The 16,550-nt window shown below is 57.6% G+C and carries 15 protein-coding genes and 1 tRNA gene; 7 read left to right on the top strand and 9 right to left on the bottom strand.

Annotation, left to right across the window (positions count from 1 at the left end):
• Positions 1-68 precede the first annotated feature (68 nt).
• Positions 69-153, bottom strand: a tRNA-Leu gene (locus tag GRI36_RS05395).
• A gap of 259 nt (positions 154-412) precedes the next feature.
• Here GRI36_RS05395 and GRI36_RS05390 point away from each other — a divergent pair.
• Positions 413-751 (top strand): DUF3297 family protein, encoded by a 339-nt coding sequence (locus tag GRI36_RS05390; protein ID WP_160597525.1) that lies wholly within the window; start codon positions 413-415, stop codon positions 749-751.
• Positions 751-1,749, top strand: coding sequence for a tetratricopeptide repeat protein (locus GRI36_RS05385; RefSeq protein WP_160597524.1), 999 nt, complete (start codon positions 751-753; stop codon positions 1,747-1,749). The genes GRI36_RS05390 and GRI36_RS05385 overlap by 1 nt, the downstream gene beginning before the upstream one ends.
• A gap of 22 nt (positions 1,750-1,771) precedes the next feature.
• Here the strand turns inward: GRI36_RS05385 and GRI36_RS05380 are convergent, their stop codons facing one another.
• Positions 1,772-2,590, bottom strand: a complete 819-nt coding sequence (locus tag GRI36_RS05380) for a CHAP domain-containing protein (RefSeq protein WP_160597523.1) — start codon at positions 2,588-2,590, stop codon at positions 1,772-1,774.
• Between the two features lie 118 nt (positions 2,591-2,708).
• Here GRI36_RS05380 and der point away from each other — a divergent pair, with 118 nt between their 5' ends.
• On the top strand, positions 2,709-4,157 hold the full coding sequence (gene der, locus GRI36_RS05375; RefSeq protein WP_160597522.1) for a ribosome biogenesis GTPase Der: 1,449 nt from the start codon (positions 2,709-2,711) through the stop codon (positions 4,155-4,157).
• Between the two features lie 69 nt (positions 4,158-4,226).
• On the opposite strand, the gene bfr is transcribed toward der, so the two are convergent.
• The 5 genes from bfr to GRI36_RS05350 all read right to left on the bottom strand — a co-directional run bounded on the left by bfr (position 4,227) and on the right by GRI36_RS05350 (position 7,999).
• Positions 4,227-4,712, bottom strand: coding sequence for a bacterioferritin (bfr, locus tag GRI36_RS05370; RefSeq protein WP_160597521.1), 486 nt, complete (start codon positions 4,710-4,712; stop codon positions 4,227-4,229).
• 121 nt (positions 4,713-4,833) lie between these two features.
• Entirely contained in the window at positions 4,834-5,025 is a 192-nt protein-coding gene (locus GRI36_RS05365; RefSeq protein WP_160597520.1) for a (2Fe-2S)-binding protein, read from the bottom strand.
• 169 nt (positions 5,026-5,194) lie between these two features.
• On the bottom strand, positions 5,195-6,622 hold the full coding sequence (locus tag GRI36_RS05360; protein WP_160597519.1) for an SPOR domain-containing protein: 1,428 nt from the start codon (positions 6,620-6,622) through the stop codon (positions 5,195-5,197).
• 15 nt (positions 6,623-6,637) lie between these two features.
• On the bottom strand, positions 6,638-7,246 hold the full coding sequence (locus tag GRI36_RS05355) for a hypothetical protein (RefSeq protein WP_160597518.1): 609 nt from the start codon (positions 7,244-7,246) through the stop codon (positions 6,638-6,640).
• 36 nt (positions 7,247-7,282) lie between these two features.
• Positions 7,283-7,999 carry a ParA family protein gene (locus GRI36_RS05350; protein WP_160597517.1) on the bottom strand — a complete coding sequence of 239 codons (717 nt, stop codon included), beginning with the start codon at positions 7,997-7,999 and terminating at the stop codon, positions 7,283-7,285.
• Positions 8,000-8,238: 239 nt separating this feature from the next.
• Between GRI36_RS05350 and GRI36_RS05345 the strand changes: the two genes are divergently transcribed.
• Together GRI36_RS05345 and GRI36_RS05340 are read left to right on the top strand one after the other, a co-directional pair.
• Positions 8,239-9,429: an SPOR domain-containing protein gene (locus GRI36_RS05345; protein ID WP_160597516.1), complete on the top strand. Its 1,191-nt coding sequence runs from the start codon at positions 8,239-8,241 to the stop codon at positions 9,427-9,429.
• 86 nt (positions 9,430-9,515) lie between these two features.
• Positions 9,516-10,820 carry a DUF418 domain-containing protein gene (locus GRI36_RS05340; protein WP_160597515.1) on the top strand — a complete coding sequence of 435 codons (1,305 nt, stop codon included), beginning with the start codon at positions 9,516-9,518 and terminating at the stop codon, positions 10,818-10,820.
• On the opposite strand, the gene GRI36_RS05335 is transcribed toward GRI36_RS05340, so the two are convergent.
• Both GRI36_RS05335 and GRI36_RS05330 read right to left on the bottom strand, forming a co-directional pair.
• Positions 10,810-12,042, bottom strand: coding sequence for a dihydroorotase (locus GRI36_RS05335; protein WP_160597514.1), 1,233 nt, complete (start codon positions 12,040-12,042; stop codon positions 10,810-10,812). The genes GRI36_RS05340 and GRI36_RS05335 overlap by 11 nt on opposite strands.
• Complete coding sequence (locus tag GRI36_RS05330; protein ID WP_160597513.1) at positions 12,039-13,115, bottom strand: aspartate carbamoyltransferase catalytic subunit; 1,077 nt, start codon at positions 13,113-13,115, stop codon at positions 12,039-12,041. The genes GRI36_RS05335 and GRI36_RS05330 overlap by 4 nt, the downstream gene beginning before the upstream one ends.
• Before the next feature lie 111 nt (positions 13,116-13,226).
• On the opposite strand from GRI36_RS05330, the gene sppA reads away from it, so the two are divergent.
• Both sppA and GRI36_RS05320 read left to right on the top strand, forming a co-directional pair.
• On the top strand, positions 13,227-15,107 hold the full coding sequence (gene sppA, locus GRI36_RS05325) for a signal peptide peptidase SppA (protein ID WP_160597512.1): 1,881 nt from the start codon (positions 13,227-13,229) through the stop codon (positions 15,105-15,107).
• Between the two features lie 45 nt (positions 15,108-15,152).
• The gene (locus GRI36_RS05320) at positions 15,153-16,532 is read left to right on the top strand and encodes an alpha/beta hydrolase family protein (protein ID WP_160597511.1); all 1,380 of its coding nucleotides are present in this window, start codon (positions 15,153-15,155) and stop codon (positions 16,530-16,532) included.
• Positions 16,533-16,550: the final 18 nt, after the last annotated feature.

Below are 16,550 nucleotides of genomic sequence, written 5' to 3'. Positions count from 1 at the left end.
GCGCTACTTAAACCTTTTCAAAATCTGGTATTTTCCGCTCGTATTTCTACGAGGCGCAGGCGGCGTTCTGGTGCGGGCGAAGGGACTCGAACCCCCACATCGTAAGATACTGGTACCTAAAACCAGCGCGTCTACCAATTCCGCCACGCCCGCAACCCGAACGATACCGCGCAACAACGCTTTTCAGCATTACCTCGCGAGCAAGGGCGTGCCCTTAAAAGGCCCCGCGCAAAAGGGCAAGCGCTGCGATGCCTAAACCAGCGCTAAGGCAGAAATATTCGGCAGATTGACCGGTTTCAGCGCCCGTTCAGTAGGGATTGTGCATTGGGCGGGCTGATTGCCGATGCAGCTTGCAGCCCCGCCGTCAGCGCATTAGGGGCGCGAGTCAGATAATAACTGCCAGGAATGCATAATGAGCGACAATCAAACCCCCGATACAAGCCCTGACACAACAGGCGCCGAGACAGCTCCGGCCAAGACAGGTCCAGACGTCCCGCCGGATCAGATTTCGGTCAATCCGCGCAGTAAATTCTTTGACGCTGAGAAACTTCAGCGCGGCGTCGGCATCCGCTTCAAGGGCAATGTTCGCACCGACATCGAGGAATACAGCATCTCCGAAGGCTGGGTTCGCGTTCAAGCGGGCAAGACGATGGACCGCAAGGGACAGCCGCTGACGATCAAGCTCAAAGGCCCGGTCGAAGCTTGGTACGAAGATTTGGGCGAAGAACCACCAATTGCCAAAGCTGATTGATGCGGCACCTTCTGCGCAGCATACTCACTTTGGCCGCCCTTCTCGGGTTGCCCTGGGTGGCTGCTGCGCAGGAACTCCACCCCGCGGAAACAGTACACCAGCAAGCCAACGAGGCTTACCGCGCTGGCGATTTTGCGGCCGCGCTCGCCTCTTACAATCAAAGCTGCGATGCCGGCCTAGGTAAATCATGCTTCAATGTCGCGCTGATCCATAGTCGCGGTCAGGGCACAGCTCCGGACATGGTCATCGCAGTTCGTTATTGGTTGAAAGGTTGCGATGCGGGATACGCTCCCGCTTGCGGCGCCGCCTCTGACGCTTACAGCACCGCAAATGGAATCACCGCCAGTCAGGCGAGAGCCTTGGCGCTGGCTGAAACGGCTTGCTCTGGAGGGTTCTGGCCTTCTTGCGGGAAACTAGGCCAGATTTACGCTGATGGACTTGGTGTTCCCGCCGAACCGGCACGCGCAGAATATTTCTTCAACCTGGCGTGTAACAATGGCGCGGGAGAAGTGTGTGAAGCGTTCGGGTCGCGCAAGCTGGCCGGATACGGACTGGCAAAGGATGCCTCCGCCGCCGCAGCGATTTTCGAGACTGGTTGCGCCGTTGGACAGCAAGGTGCGTGCAACTTGCTCGCCATCCTTTATCTCAACGGCACTGGCGTGGTCGTTAATCCTGCGACAGCGTTCAGCCTTGCGAACGGGTCATGCAATGTAAGCAATGCGGCGGGCTGCAATCTGGTCGGTAGCTTTTATCTCGACGGCAAAGTGGTGCCGCAGGATCAGGCGAAGGCTGCTTCAATCTTTGGAACCGCTTGCGAAGCGGGAAACCGCGAGGCGTGTGAGAATTTGGGCCGCCAATATCTGGACGGGCGCGGGGTCAGCCAGAATGTCAGCGAAGCGCGCCGACTGTTTGGTATGGCGTGCGAATTGGGGCGAGAACCAAGCTGCGCCGCCGTTCAATATATCGACAATTTGGCCGCGAACGAAGGCGGCGCGTGAAGACTCAACCAGTGATTAGAATTCAATTATCGTATTTCGCCAACACGTCTGAAAAGTCATCGCTGCGCGTCTGCGGTGCAGGCTGGACACGCTGGACTGCCTGACGAATTACGGGAGCAGCAACCCTTGGCTGTTGATGCCGTGACGCACGCTGCGACTGGTTGCGAGATTGCGCATTCGCTGGCCGAGGTAGCGGTTTGGCTTCTAAGCTGGCGAATGCGTTTGCGAACGCTGGCGATGTTGTGCGGGCCGGACGAACGGGGGCTTGCGCTGCACTGCGGGATTGCGGCGCTGCACGGGCGACTTGCACCGGCTGGGAGAAGCTTCTGGCTTTTTCGGGATAGATAAAGCCATGGATCGGCCACGGGCTTTTGCCCAAACCTTGAATCGGATCATACCAAACGCGGACTTGGCTCCAATCATTGGTCGCAGATACATCTATCGCGCGGACATCATTTTCAATTTGACCGCGGCGGCCGTTTATCGGCGACCAATTGGAATGGCGTAGCAAAACAGTCCGGCTGTCGATCACTTTGCTAACTGCGGCAACATGACCAAGCCGCATATTGCGGTGCGGCTGAAATGCCATAACCGCGCCGACTTTTGGCCGGTTGCCGCGATCAAACTTCCCTTCGGCCTGATCCCACCACGTATGTGCATCGCCGTAAATTTGGATGCCAGATTGCTCGCGAGCATAGGGTACGCATTGCAAATAGGCGGGCAGTTCCTGGCTGTTCACCGAACTGTTTGAATAGCTTGCCGTCGCCGATGTTTCAGCAACTGCCGGAACTGAACCGACCAGCAAAGCGGCAACGATGCCAAATGTAATCCGATGTATCATGCGGCGTCTATTTGCCGATTTGGGTTAGAATCCCCCTCCCGATATTGGTTAACATAAATCAACCACATTTCTCACAAACCTTGCCAATTGGCACTTTAAGTTCCAACTGCGCCCAATCATGCTCCCACAAGTTATCATCATCGGCCGTCCGAACGTCGGAAAATCGACTTTGTTCAACCGTCTGGTTGGCAAGAAGCTCGCGCTGGTTGACGACCAGCCCGGCGTCACACGCGACCGCCGCACAGGCGATGCCGAGATTGCCGGCCTGAAATTCCAAGTGGTCGATACCGCCGGTTGGGAAGATGACGATCCCGAAACGCTGCCCGGCCGGATGCGAAAGCAAACCGAAATCAGCTTGGTCGGCGCCGATGCTGCGATGATGGTGATTGATGCTCGCGCTGGAATCACCACGCTCGACGAGGAAATCGCGCTCTGGCTGCGCAGCCAAAAAGTGCCTGTGGTGATGGTTTGCAACAAAGCCGAGGGCAAATCCGCAGAGCCGGGCATTTACGAAAGCTATGCGCTCGGCTTTGGCGACCCTGTTCCTGTTTCCGCTGAACACGGCGAAGGCATTGCTGATTTGTTTGGCGCGCTATGGCCAATTATTGGCGACAGCGAAGCGCGAATCGAAGCCGAAGAGGCCGAAGCTGCGGCAGCCAAGAAAGTGTCTGTGCAGGCCGCTCGCGATGCCGCCGAAGAAGCTGGCGAAGATTATGTGCCCGAAGATGAGGATTTGTCCGGCCCGCTAAAGCTCGCCATCGTGGGCCGCCCCAACGCAGGCAAAAGTACGCTGATTAACCGGCTGCTGGGCGAAGACCGTCTGTTGACCGGCCCCGAGGCCGGAATCACACGCGATTCGATTGCGGTTGACTGGAAATGGAACGATCCGCGTACTGGCGAAACCCGCGACATCCGCCTGATCGACACTGCCGGAATGCGCAAACGCGCCCGCGTGACCGAGAAGCTGGAAAAGCTCGCTGTGCAGGACGCGAAGCTTGCGATTGATTTCGCCGAGGTGGTCGTACTGCTTCTCGATGCCACCCAGGGCCTTGAGCATCAGGATTTGAAAATCGCCAGCCAAGTTCTCGAAGAAGGCCGCGCACTAATTATCGCGATCAACAAATGGGACATCGCACAAGACGCGAGCAGCCTGTTCAACGGTATCCGTCACGCGCTCGATGAAGGTTTGGCGCAGGTCAAGGGCGTGCCATTGTTCGCGGTCAGCGCGCTGTCGGGCAAAGGTCTCGACACAATGTTGTCATCGGCATTTGAAATCCGCGCTAGCTGGTCAAAGCGCGTGCCCACCGCCGCGCTCAACCGCTGGTTCGACCATGCACTGACCAACAATCCGCCGCCAGCCCCGAAGGGTAAACGCATCAAACTGCGCTATATTACCCAATCGAGCACCCGCCCGCCGCGTTTTGTGGTGTTTGGCACACGGCTGGAAATGCTGCCAACGAGTTACGAACGCTATTTGATCAACGGCATTCGCAAGCAGCTCGGGTTCGAATCGGTGCCGGTTCGCGTCACGCTGAAAAGTTCGAAAAACCCCTTCGCTGATAAATAGACGGCGCGGATAGCTGCCGGGGATAGTTGGCGGGGATAGTTGGCGGGGATAATTGGCAGGGATAGGGCTTTACTCGCCCTCGCCCGCCGGTTTGCTTTGCAACTGGACGTAATTTTCGAGGCCCATCCGTTCAATCATGTCGAATTGGGTTTCAAGGAAATCGACATGCTCTTCCTCGCTCGACAGGATGCTGGCGAACAAATCACGGCTTCCATAATCGCGCGCAGTTTCACAATACTCGATCGCGTCAATCAATAGCGGAATGGCCTCATGCTCGACCGCAAGATCGGCTTTAAGGATTTCTTCGACAGTCTCGCCGACTTTCAGCTTGTGGATTGCCTGAAAATTAGGAAGGCCGTTCAGGAACAGAATTCTCTCTGCCAGCATGTCGGCATGCTTCATCTCATCAATCGATTCGTGCCGTTCATATTCGGCCAGTTTGGTCACCCCCCAATCATCGAGCACACGGTAATGCAGCCAGTATTGGTTGATCGCGGTCAGTTCGTTAGTCAGCGCCTTATTGAGAAATTCGATGACTTTGGGATCGCCTTTCATGGCTCGTCTCCTAAATTGAACAGGATGCAATTATGCACAGTCCTGAACGTGCATGGCAAGGTACAGATGGTAGAAAATGGCTGATTTCCGGCAGCTGCGAGTGATTTGCGTTTGTAAGAAACTATTCGGCGTAAGCTGGCATCAGAGCCATTTCACGCTCTTCGGCGACAATCAATTCGGCTTCTTCAAGGCATTGGCCGCAATTGGGGCGTTTGCCCAACGCCGCATAAACCGCCTCGGCATCGCCTTGCGATTTGCAAGCGGCACGGCGCAGATCAGTTTCCCTGATGGCGTTGCAAATGCAGATATACAAAGGCGCAATCTCCCGGCTGTTCGGGATATTACTAATGCGACTTATTCTCAATAGCAAGTCTATTGCGAATGTTTCGCAAGAAAAAACGCCCTCCCGGTTAAGGAAGGGCGTTCTCGCTGTTATCTAATTGTGTCGGTGTAAAATTTACGGCCCAAAATAGCAGTCCAGATTAGCGACTGGCCATTCTCACGCCGCGATCAACTGCGCCGGGGAGTGGCTTGTTGGCCGCCCATGCGAAGCACCCTTGGCTATTCGCCTTCACGCTCGAACACATGCTGCTTGCAGCTGCGCGCTGGAAACCGCCCGCTGATACCCGGAAATAGGTTTTTCCGCGCACACGCGCTTCGGTGATGACCATCTGATAGTTCTTCAACTGCGGGTAGCGCTTCAAATAAATGCCCCAGGCACGTTCGGCTCCAGCCTCGCTGGAGAACGAGCCGAGCTGGACCAAATGGTCGCCAGCTTGTGGCGAATTAGTAGACGCCTGAGCCACAGGGCTGACAGCACCAAGGCCGGCAGCAGGTGCGTTTTGTAGCTTCTGGACGGTCGGGCTTGAAACATAAGTCACGGAGTTTGAGGCAACCCGCGGTTTGGATGCAGCACCAGTCGCGCTGCCAACGAAGGCATCCTCAAAGCTTTTGGGATCAGCTGTTGCCGGTACAATGTTAGCTGCAACTGAAACAGTGGCATCCGCAAAAGGCGCAGTATAGGCTTGCCTCGCCGGGAGCTCGCCGCCGGCCTTTTCGGGCCGCGAGGAGAGAGCAGGCAGTTCATATTGCGGCGCGGCGGCCGCAAAATTGCCCGCCGTCGCTGTTTGAGTTGCTGGAACCGGCGCAGATGGCAGAGATTCTGCTGCAAGCTGACTTGGAGTTGCATGGTTGGCGAGCGCAAGCATAGCAGGCTGCCCCGCATCGCCGACCAACGGCACATCCAGTAGATTGGCCACACGTGCCTGATAGTTTTCAGGGGCGGCTGTTTGCGCCCATTCGCTCATCCGGTCACCCAGCAGGTTTGCCGGGACGTCTTCTGCCGCCATCAGGCGAGCAGCGCGCCAATTGCCCATAAGCGCATACGAATAGGCGAGGTTCTGACGCACTTTTGCAGTGGCCTGACCGCCGCGAAGCGCATTTCCGAGGATATGGACACCCTGCTCAGGCCGGCCCGCCAGCGACATGGCCAAGCCAAGATCGCTCGCATCAATCGAATCACCATATTTGCTAAGCGTCGACAATGCCGGTTGCTGCTGACCGGCGGCAATCTGCGCTAACGCAAGGCTAAGCGCGATGCGCCCGTTATTGTCGCCCAAATCCATCGCATCTTTAAAGCTGGTGGCCGCCGAGGTGAACCGGCCTGCCTCCATATAGACAGCGCCAAGCATGGCCCGGTACCCTGCATTGCGTGGATCGGCCATGACAGTGGCTTCAGCATGACTGATAGCTTGATTTGTATTGCCCTTCGCAAGCGCGGTTTGCGCCTTCGAAGCAGACATATCGGCCGGCGCGGCGGCAGTTGTGGTGCAGCCTGCGAGCGCGGTCGACGCTAGAGCAGTCGTCACGGCCAGCATGATGGCCCGGTTATGGTTGGCTATCTTGGGCATAGTGAGTTCCTCTATCTATTCCGAATTGCGCGCTTGCGCGGCGAGTGATTTTACGTCGGGCATGGAGCCCAGCATCTGGTCGAGTGCATCGGTTACGATTTGCTGCGCACTGCGATTGCGCAAGGTGCAGGCAAGCCGCAATTTTAGATGGCGTTCGGCGTCAAGCCGGAGCGTAAATGCCGCTCTTTTACCGCGTTCCAAGGCGGAGCGTCGCTTACGCGGGGTCCGAATCTGGGCCTTGGGCTGAGCAATTTGTTCAGCCAGTTTTGGCTGGGATTGAACAGCGACATGTTCCGCGATTTTGTCTTGCTGTTCCAACACGACCGGTCTTTTGGCCGGAATGTCGGCGAGCAAGGCTTGCGCTTCTTCGTCATTATGACGCGCTTCGGCCTCTGCTTCGGGATTGGCCGGAGCAGGCGTTAGTTGAAGGATTTCAGCGTCGTGACGCGGCTCTTCAGCATCGCCCATATCATTCCAACCAAGGTCTTCAAGATTGTGCGCTGCAGCCGCATTGGCACCTGCGCCGCCGGTTAGAATGGCAGCCTGCGGCCGCATGGCTGGCTTTGCGCCGCCTTTGCGAGCCAACAAAGTCGGGCTCAATGATGCAAAACTGCTATCGGTCATAATATTGGTCTCCGCCTTTGTTCCGTTCCCGCTCGATTACTGAGCGACCCGGCGGCCAAAGCCACCAGATGGACGGTGTGAAGGCGCAACTTGCGACATTGAACCAGGAGCAGCAAAAACGGTGCGGCGGAAATTCTTCTCAAGACGGTCCGCCATATAGCTCCATAGCGCGGTAACTTCGGCTGCGCTGCGGCTGTTGGGGTCGACTTCCATCACTGTGCGTCCATCGATCATCGATGCGGCATAGTCTGTGCGGTGGTGGAGCGTAATCGGGGCAACGGTTCCGTGCTGCGACAGGGCAACGGCGGCTTCCGAAGTAATCTTGGCTTTCGGTGTTGCAGCGTTGACGACAAACACAAGCGGCTTACCGGCACGTTCGCACAAATCCACGGTAGCGCCAACAGCGCGCAAATCATGTGGACTGGGACGAGTTGGGACAACAATCAGTTCGGCCACGCCGATAACTGATTGGATCGCCATAGTGATCGCCGGAGGCGTATCAATTACTGCGAGTTTAAAGCCCTGCTGACGCAAAACTTGCAAATCGCTGGCAAGGCGGGCGACGGTTGTTTGCGCAAAGGCTGGATATTCCGCCTCCCGTTCATTCCACCAATCAGCCAGCGATCCTTGTGGATCAATGTCGATCAATACAACCGGTCCAGCTCCGGCGCGTTGCGCCTGAACTGCCAGATGTCCGGAAAGTGTGGTCTTACCCGATCCACCTTTTTGTGATGCCAACGCCAGTACACGCAAGGCCTGGTCCCCCTGAATCCGTTTCAATGCCCGCCCAAATGCGGTTCGGAGACTGAAATCGCAGGATACCCCTAATTTTGAGTTAACGTAGCTGCCGTGTCATAGTCATTTTTCGGGAAAGTGCGGGCGGCCAGCCAGTTTCGCCTAAGTGGGTGGGCAAGAAATTCTTTCCTAACGCCTTGTTCACTGTAGTATGTTTAAGGCGCAGGCAGAATTTACAGAAGGTTCGCGAAGCAGCTATGATAAGTTCACGTGCATTAAGCGTTCTGGCATCCGCCCTGACATTGGGAATGGCATTCAGTTGGGCCGCACCTGCGATGGCCGATCTCGACCGGGGCTTTGAGGCTTGGGATCGCGGAGATTACACGACTGCGGTGCGCGAATGGCGCGATCTGGCAGCCAGCGGCGATGCCGATGCCCAATTTAACATGGCGCAGGCATACCGGCTTGGACGGGGCGTCGAACAAAACAGCGCGCAGGCAGAAGTTCTCATCGCCAAAGCAGCCGCGCAGGGGCACATCCGTGCAATCGACACCTATGGCTTGTTGCTTTTCCAAAGCGGCCGCCGCGAAGAAGCGATGCCCTACGTCATTGCCTCTGCCGACCGTGGCAACCCGCGTGCTCAATATTTACTAGGTATCGGCCATTTCAACGGCGACCTGGTGGGCAAAGACTGGGTCCGCGCCTATGCGCTGATGACATTGTCCAATGCGGAAGGGTTCGAACCTGCCAAGATGGGCCTTGCCCAAATGGATAATTTCATTCCCATGGATCAGCGCCAACAAGCACAGCTTCTGGCACAAACGCTCAAGCAGAATGCAACCGCCAAACGATCGCAGCAATTTGCTTCGCGCGATTTGGGGATCGGCACTGAGCTGGCGGGCACGCAAATTCCCTCCCAGTCAGTGCCAAGATCAGCACCTTCAACCGCCCCGCTGCCAACGGCGACAAGCCGAATTCCGCAGGCAATCCGCAGCACAAGCGTGCCACCTTCGGTTGCCGCAGCCAGAGCTGCCGTCGCAGAGGCCAGCCGCGTTACCGGAACCGAAAGCCCCGCGCAGGCAGGCGCAGATTTTGCCCGGCCTGATGCAGTTCAACCACGGAGTGAGGCACCACCGATCAGAACCGCTGCCGCACCGCGCAGCGAAGTCCCAAAGCCAACCCCCGCAGCGACGCCAAAAGCTGCCCCGGCAGCCAGCTCCAGCGGCCCATGGCGTATCCAGCTTGGGGCATTTTCGGTCCCCTCGAACGCCGACAAATTGTGGTCGCGGCTGGCCAGCAATGCAGCAATATCGGGGAAATCGAAGTTCATCGTACCCGCTGGCCGCGTGGTCAAATTGCAAGTCGGCGGATATCCCAACCGGTCAGGCGCGCAGACCGCATGCGATGCGCTCAAGCGCAGTGGCCAAGACTGCATCGTGACCAAATAACTGCTAGTTCGAGCTGATTTTTCCCTCAGGGGCTGACTGACATCCATCACTGGTGCTACACCCTCCGCACGACCGAGGGGGTAATCATGTCACCATCAGAATCTCTTGCCGCACAAGAACCAGCAGTCACTCCTGACGATGAGGGCCACGTCCAGCCCGTCTCGGCAAGTGGCGGATCGCGCATTTCAAGCCTTGATTTCATTCGCGGGATTGCTGTTTTGGGCATTTTGGCGGCCAATATCGTCGCTTTTGGCCAGCCATTCTCAGCCTATATGTGGCCCGAGGCATTCATGACCGATAATGGCGAATATTCCGCTTCGATGTGGATTGCCCAGTTCATCATTGTCGATGGGAAAATGCGGGCATTGTTCACGCTCCTTTTCGGCGCAGGCATGATGCTGTTTATGGAGAAGGCTTGGGCACGCGGCTCCACCAGATGGCTGCAAGCCAAGCGGCTTATGTTCCTGCTGGTGTTTGGCCTCATACATTTCTTTTTCATCTGGAAAGGCGACATTCTAACCTATTACGCGCTGACCGGGCTTATCGCTTTGCTGTTCCTGAAACTGCGGGCCAAAACGCAATTGATTGTCGGCATCTGCGGCTATCTTGCCGGTGCCCTGGTCTATGCCGCTATGATGGTGCCGCTGCATTATATCGCCGATACCCCGTTTGGAGAAAGCGCGGCGATGGCTGAAACCCGGACCACACTGGCTGAGGGGCAGGCCATAGCGCTGGACGATGACGCAGCCGAATTGCCGCTTATTTCCGGGGGCGATTATGCTGGCTATGTTGCGCATAATTTCAGCGAACACGCCGCAGATCCTTTTGCAAACCTGCTCCTTTTCATTTGGGAAACCTTGCCGCTAATGCTGATTGGCATGGCAATTTACCGAATGGGAATGTTCGACTGCCGGCTCGATCAATCAAAGCAGCGGATGTGGGGCTGGATTGGCCTGATAGTCGGCGCTGCCCTCACCCTCTTGATTGGTCTATGGACCCAGTCAGCAGGCTTCACTTATTATGCCACACTGGCGGCCTTTATGGGCCTGTCGCCCATACCCCGTATCATGATGGCGCTAGGACTTGCCGCTTTGCTGTCCGGATGGGCGCCATCGGCCAATGGATGGCTGGGATCTCGGCTAAGTGCTGCAGGCCGGGCGGCATTTACCAACTATCTAGGCACATCAGTGCTAATGGTCACCGTGTTCCATGGCTGGGGCCTGGGCCTGTTTGGCGAATTGACCCGGGCGCAGCTTTATCTGGTGGTACTGGGCGCATGGGCAGTGATGCTGCTGTGGTCAAAACCATGGCTCGAACGGTTCCGTTATGGCCCGCTGGAATGGCTATGGCGCTGCCTGACTTACGGCAGGCTGTTCCCGCTTAAGCGGTAATCCGCACGCCGCCTTTGAATATAGCGGTGGCACGCCCCTGAGTTGGCTGGCCATCAAAAGGCGTGTTGCCTGCAGTGGCCGCCATCTGGCTGGAATCGACAATCCACGGCTTTTCCGGATCGACTATGCACAAATCGGCCTCTTTGCCAGCCGCCAAGATGCCGCAATTCGCACCAAGCAAACGCGCAGGCGCAGCGGACAGCAAGTCAAAGGCTCGTTCGATAGAAATCACATCATCTCGCACCAAAGTCAGCGTCATCGCCAGCAGCGTTTCTGCACCCGCCATTCCAGGCTCAGCATCGGCGAAGGGCAGGCGTTTGTCCTCTGGCCCGCGCGGATCATGTCCCGACGAAATAGTATCGATCGTCCCGTCGCCAATTGCGGCGATAACCGCCCGACGGTCGACTTCCTTGCGCAAGGGCGGCGACAGCCTTGCGAAAGTACGAAACTCTGCAGTGGCGAGATCAGACAGCATAAAATGCGCAGGCGTCACCCCGGCGGTAACTTGCACACCGCGCCGTTTTGCGCCGCGAACCAGATCTAGCGCCGCAGCTGTGGTTACTTGCCGCAAATGCAGCCGTGCCCCGGCCATTTCCGCCAGCGCAATATCGCGCGCGACTGCCAGCGCTTCAGCTTCGGCAGGGGCGCTGGGCAGACCCGAGCGCGTCGCCATATCGCCCGAAGTCGCCGAAGCAGTGCCGGCAATGCCTGCGTCCTCTGCGTGGCTCACCACAACCAGATCGAGCATCGCTGCATACTGAAGCAGCCGCAGCATCGCGCCTGAATTAGCAATCCAGTTACGACCCGTGGCAACACCGCGCGCGCCTGCGTCCTTCATCAGGCCGATTTCGGCCAGTTCACGGCCCTCGAGACTTTTGGTTGCTGCAGCCAGCGGATGCACCCACAGATCGGGCTTGCCGCTCTGCGCGACCAGCTTGACCCGCGACGGATAATCGAGCGGCGGGTTCTGATCAGGCATCACCGCAGCACGTGTAATCCCGCCAAAATGAAACGCAGGCTTGTCGACTGCAAATACGCCGAAATCGACCAGGCCGGGTGCAATCAACTTGCCCTTCGCATCGACTGTTTCATCGCCATCTTGCGGCGAGACATCGCCAACTTCTGAAATCATTCCATCCACACAGCGAACCGCGCCCCTGGCGGTGCCTTCCGGCAAAACCAGTGTGCCGTTGGTGATTATCAGGGGGATGCGCTGTTTCATGCCCATTGTGCCCCCGCATTCAGGTCCGCATCGGCCCAGCCCTCTACGCCGCGCCGCTTGCGCGTTAGCACATCGAGCGCCGCCATCCTTATTGCGACACCCATTTCGACCTGCCTCGTGATAATCGACCGATCGAGCAAATCGGCCACTTCGCTGTCTATCTCGACACCGCGGTTCATTGGTCCGGGATGCATCACCAATGCATCAGGTGCGGCGCGTTTCAGCCGCTCCATCGTCAGTCCGAACAGATGATGATATTCGCGCGCCGAAGGGATAAATTGCCCCTCCATCCGCTCGGTCTGGAGCCGCAGCATCATCACCACATCGCTGCCATCCAGCGCCTTGTCGAAATTGTGGAACGGCTGTGCGCCCATTGCTTCAACCTCGTCGGGCATCAGCGCAGGCGGCGCACAAAGCCGCACATTTGCACCCAAGGCGGTCAGGCACAAAATGTTTGAACGCGCGACCCGGCTGTGCAGAATATCGCCGCAAATGGTCACCGTCAGTCCGGTAAAATCATCCGCATTGTGCCCGCGTTCGCGTAAGGAATGGCGCAAAGCCAGCGCATCGAGCAGCGCCTGTGTCGGGTGTTCATGCTGGCCGTCACCCGCATTCAGCACGGGACAATCGACCTTACTCGCAATCAGCTCCACCGCCCCGCTCGAACCGTGGCGGATGACAATCGCATCGGCGCGCATCGCGTTGAGCGTAATCGCGGTATCAATCAGCGTTTCGCCCTTCTTCACCGAAGATTGCGCCGCGTGCATATTGACCACGTCAGCGCCCAGCCGTTTCCCGGCAATCTCAAAACTCAACAGCGTGCGCGTGCTGTTTTCGAAAAATGCATTGATGATTGTCAGCCCGGCCAGCGCGTCGCTGTGTTTCGCAGATTGGCGATTGAGCGCGACCCATTGTTCGGCCTCGTCCAACATATAGAGAATTTCGTGCCGCTGGAGCCGGCCAATGCCGAGCAGATCGCGATGCGGAAAGGCCTGCGATCCCGCCGGATATTCCCGCACGAGTCCTGCTGGCTTAGGGGCCTGCGGCGCCTGTGTATTTTTCGTCGATGTCATTAAAGCCAAGCCCTTAGTCGAGCATAGTGTGTCGCTCAAGTGGATTCGGCTGGATTGAACGGCCAAGTGCCCCTACCTACCACCTAAAGTATCAAATTTGAGGCATGATTGATGGCATTTGCAGGCAAAGTCTGGCGATTACTGGTTGGAATAAAGGACGGGCTCAGCCTGCTCTTTCTGCTGCTGTTTTTCTCCTTGCTGTTCGCGGTACTGACTGCCCGCCCCAGCCCAGCCCAAGTCACCGAAGGCGCGTTGTTGCTTGATCTTGATGGCGTTGTTGTCGAAGAAAAATCGGCGATCGACCCGTTTCAGGCGTTGCTTTCTGGCCAAGCGCCGGTTGGCGAATTCCAGTCGCGCGATCTGGTTCACGCGCTTGATCAGGCAGCTAGTGACGAGCGGATCAAGGCAGTTGTGCTTGATCTAACCAGCTTCGTCGGCGGCGGTCATGTCCATATGCAGGAAGTCGCCGAGGCGCTTGCCCGCGTTCGCGAAGCGGACAAGCCCGTGCTGACCTATGCAATCGGGTATAGCGATGATGCAATGATGCTGGCTGCCCATGCCAGCGAAGTGTGGGTTGACCCGTTGGGCGGCGCGGTCATCGCCGGCCCGGGCGGGTCACGGCTGTATTATGGCAAGTTGCTCGAAAATCTGAACATCAACGCGCGTGTCTACAAGGTTGGCACCTATAAATCGGCGGTCGAGCCCTATCTTCGCGGCGATATGTCGCCCGAAGCGCGTGAGAATTATGCCGCGCTTTATGGCTCGCTGTGGGAAGAATGGCAGGCCAAGGTCAAGAAAGCCCGTCCGCAATTGCAATTGGACAAAGTCACCAAGACCCCTGCCGAATGGGTTGCTGAATCGCAGGGTGACCTTGCGAGCGCAGCCTTGGCTGCCGGATTGGTTGATAAAATCGGCAACCGCGTAGAATTTGGTGAGCGCGTAGCCGAATTGGCAGGCGAAGATAAATTCGATGAAGCTCCCGGCGCCTATGCCAAGACGGAGCTTGGTGCATGGTTGGCCGATAATGCGGTGGAAACGCCGGGTGACGCGATTGGCGTTGTCACGATTGCTGGCGAAATTGTCGATGGCGAAGCTGGCCCTGGCACCGCTGGGGGTGACCGGATTGCAGCGCTGTTGGACGATGCTCTGGATGACGATTTGAAAGCACTGGTTGTCAGGGTGGATTCGCCTGGCGGTTCGGTGATGGCATCGGAAGAAATCCGGCTGGCGATCCTGCGGCACAAGGCCATGGAGATACCCATTATCGTTTCGATGGCCAATGTCGCGGCCAGCGGCGGCTATTGGGTTTCAACGCCTGCCGACCGGATCTTTGCGGAGCCAGAGACAATCACCGGATCAATCGGCATTTTCGCGGTTATTCCGACATTCGAGCGCGCCGCCACGGAATGGGGCGTAAATGGTGATGGTGTGCAAACCACGCCGCTTTCCGGTCAGCCCGATCTGATTTCGGGCTTTACTCCCGAAGTGGATTCGATCCTTCAGGCCTCCATCGAAGACGGCTATCGTGACTTCATTTCACGCGTGTCCAAATCGCGCAATCTCACGCTGGCACAAGTCGATGCAATCGGTCAGGGCCGCGTCTGGGATGGCGGCACTGCGCGCCAGATCGGGCTGGTCGACCAATATGGCGGAATAGATGATGCGATTGCCTATGCAGCCAAGCAAGCCAAGTTGGCTGACGGCGAATGGCATGTCCAACACCTTGGCAATGCACCCGGCGGTTATGACAGCCTGCTGCGCAATATGATGTCGAGCGAGACGCGTTCTGCCAAGCGAGGCGATCTGTTCGCGATGGTCAGCGGACGTCAGCAAGCGCTGCTGGGTCAGGTTCAGAGCGATCTCGACCGGCTTCTGGCGGTGCGCGGGATGCAGGCCTATTGCCTCGAATGCCCGATATCGCCCAATGCCCGTACCGAAACCGCACCTCCAGCAGGATGGCTAGCGCGAATGTTCGCTTCGTTTGCTGGCTAGAAGCTAATTGGCTCACCCCAATCCACTCAAAAAATAGGCCGACCTATGAAGAAACGCTACATCGCGGTCGGTCTGGCCGGAGTGCTTTTGGCCGGAGCCGCCACCACCGCTTATGTTGTCACGCCCACTGTACATCCGGGCCAGTCGGGGGAAAGCCCCGAGCTTGGCCGGACGGGCGAATTCGCGGTCGGTACAGAATTGCGCGAATATGCTCTGCCTGACCGCACCCGGATCGACGGCTGGGGCGCGCTTACCGGCAGTCTCGATGAGGTCGAACGGAAAGTCTCCGTCCGCATCTGGTATCCTGCGCAGCAACCCTCCGGCGCAGAGGCATTGCGTTACGAGCATACGATGGAACCGCGCACTCAGGTACCGGTCAAAGTGGTTAGCCAAGGCATCGCCTTTGACGGCGCACAGCCCCTAACAGGCGAGAAATTCCCGCTGGTGCTGATGTCGCATGGCTTTGGCGGATGGGACACACAATTCAGCAATCTTGGCGAACATATCGCCTCGCGCGGCTATGTCGTCGCATCTATCGATCACGCAGACCAGCAGTCCGAAGGGCTTACCGACTTCCTCATCTCATTTGGCAATGTACTGGTAGATCGCACGCTCGACCAGCGGCAGGTTCTCGATCAGATCGTTAGCGCGGCACAATCGGGCGGCGAGCCTGTTTCGGCTTTGATCGATCCTGAACATATCGGCCTGATCGGATATTCGATGGGCGGATATGGCGCGATTGCGACAGCTGGTGCGCCCTACAGCTTCACCAATGAGCCGATGGCCAATTTGCCCACAGCTGCACAGGAGCAGCTTGTTGCAGCGACCGCAGACGCCGCCGATATCGACGCGCTGGTGGCCTTCGCGCCTTGGGGCGGCCAGCCTGACAACCGTGCGTGGACTGCGGAATCGCTGGCGAAGATCAACGTCCCCACATTGGTCGTTGCTGGCAATCAGGATGATGTCGTCAATTACTCGGACGGCGTAACCTGGCTGTTCGACAATCTGATCGGCAGCGACCGCTACATGCTGGTCTACCGCGAGGCGCGGCACAATATTGTCGGCAACGCATTTGAAATGCCTGAAGATAGCAGTTTCACCGCCTCGGAATTCCTGATGGAACCAGTCTGGCGCGGCGAACGGCTGAACGCGATCAACCAGCATTTCGTGACCGCCTTCCTGGACATGACGCTGAAGGGCGACACGAGCAAGGCTGATTATCTTAACGTGCCAGCAGTGGATTCCAATGACAGCAATTGGGAAGTGGCATTTGGCGAACAGTTGAACGGCACGCTCGCCGGGGACGGTCAGCCGGAACATTGGCGCGGGTTCCAAAGACGCTGGGCTATCGGGCTGGAAATGTATGCAGCCAAAGCTGGTAAAGCTGGTAAAGCAGCGGCTTCCGGGGCGAAAGCTTCGAAGTAAAAACACAGGCGGGGTCTG

Origin of the sequence: Pontixanthobacter gangjinensis (assembly GCF_009827545.1) — a bacterium.
Classification (GTDB): Bacteria; Pseudomonadota; Alphaproteobacteria; order Sphingomonadales; family Sphingomonadaceae; genus Pontixanthobacter; species Pontixanthobacter gangjinensis.
Note: the sequence above shows the minus strand (reverse complement) of the source record. Positions and strands in the feature narration are given on the sequence as shown.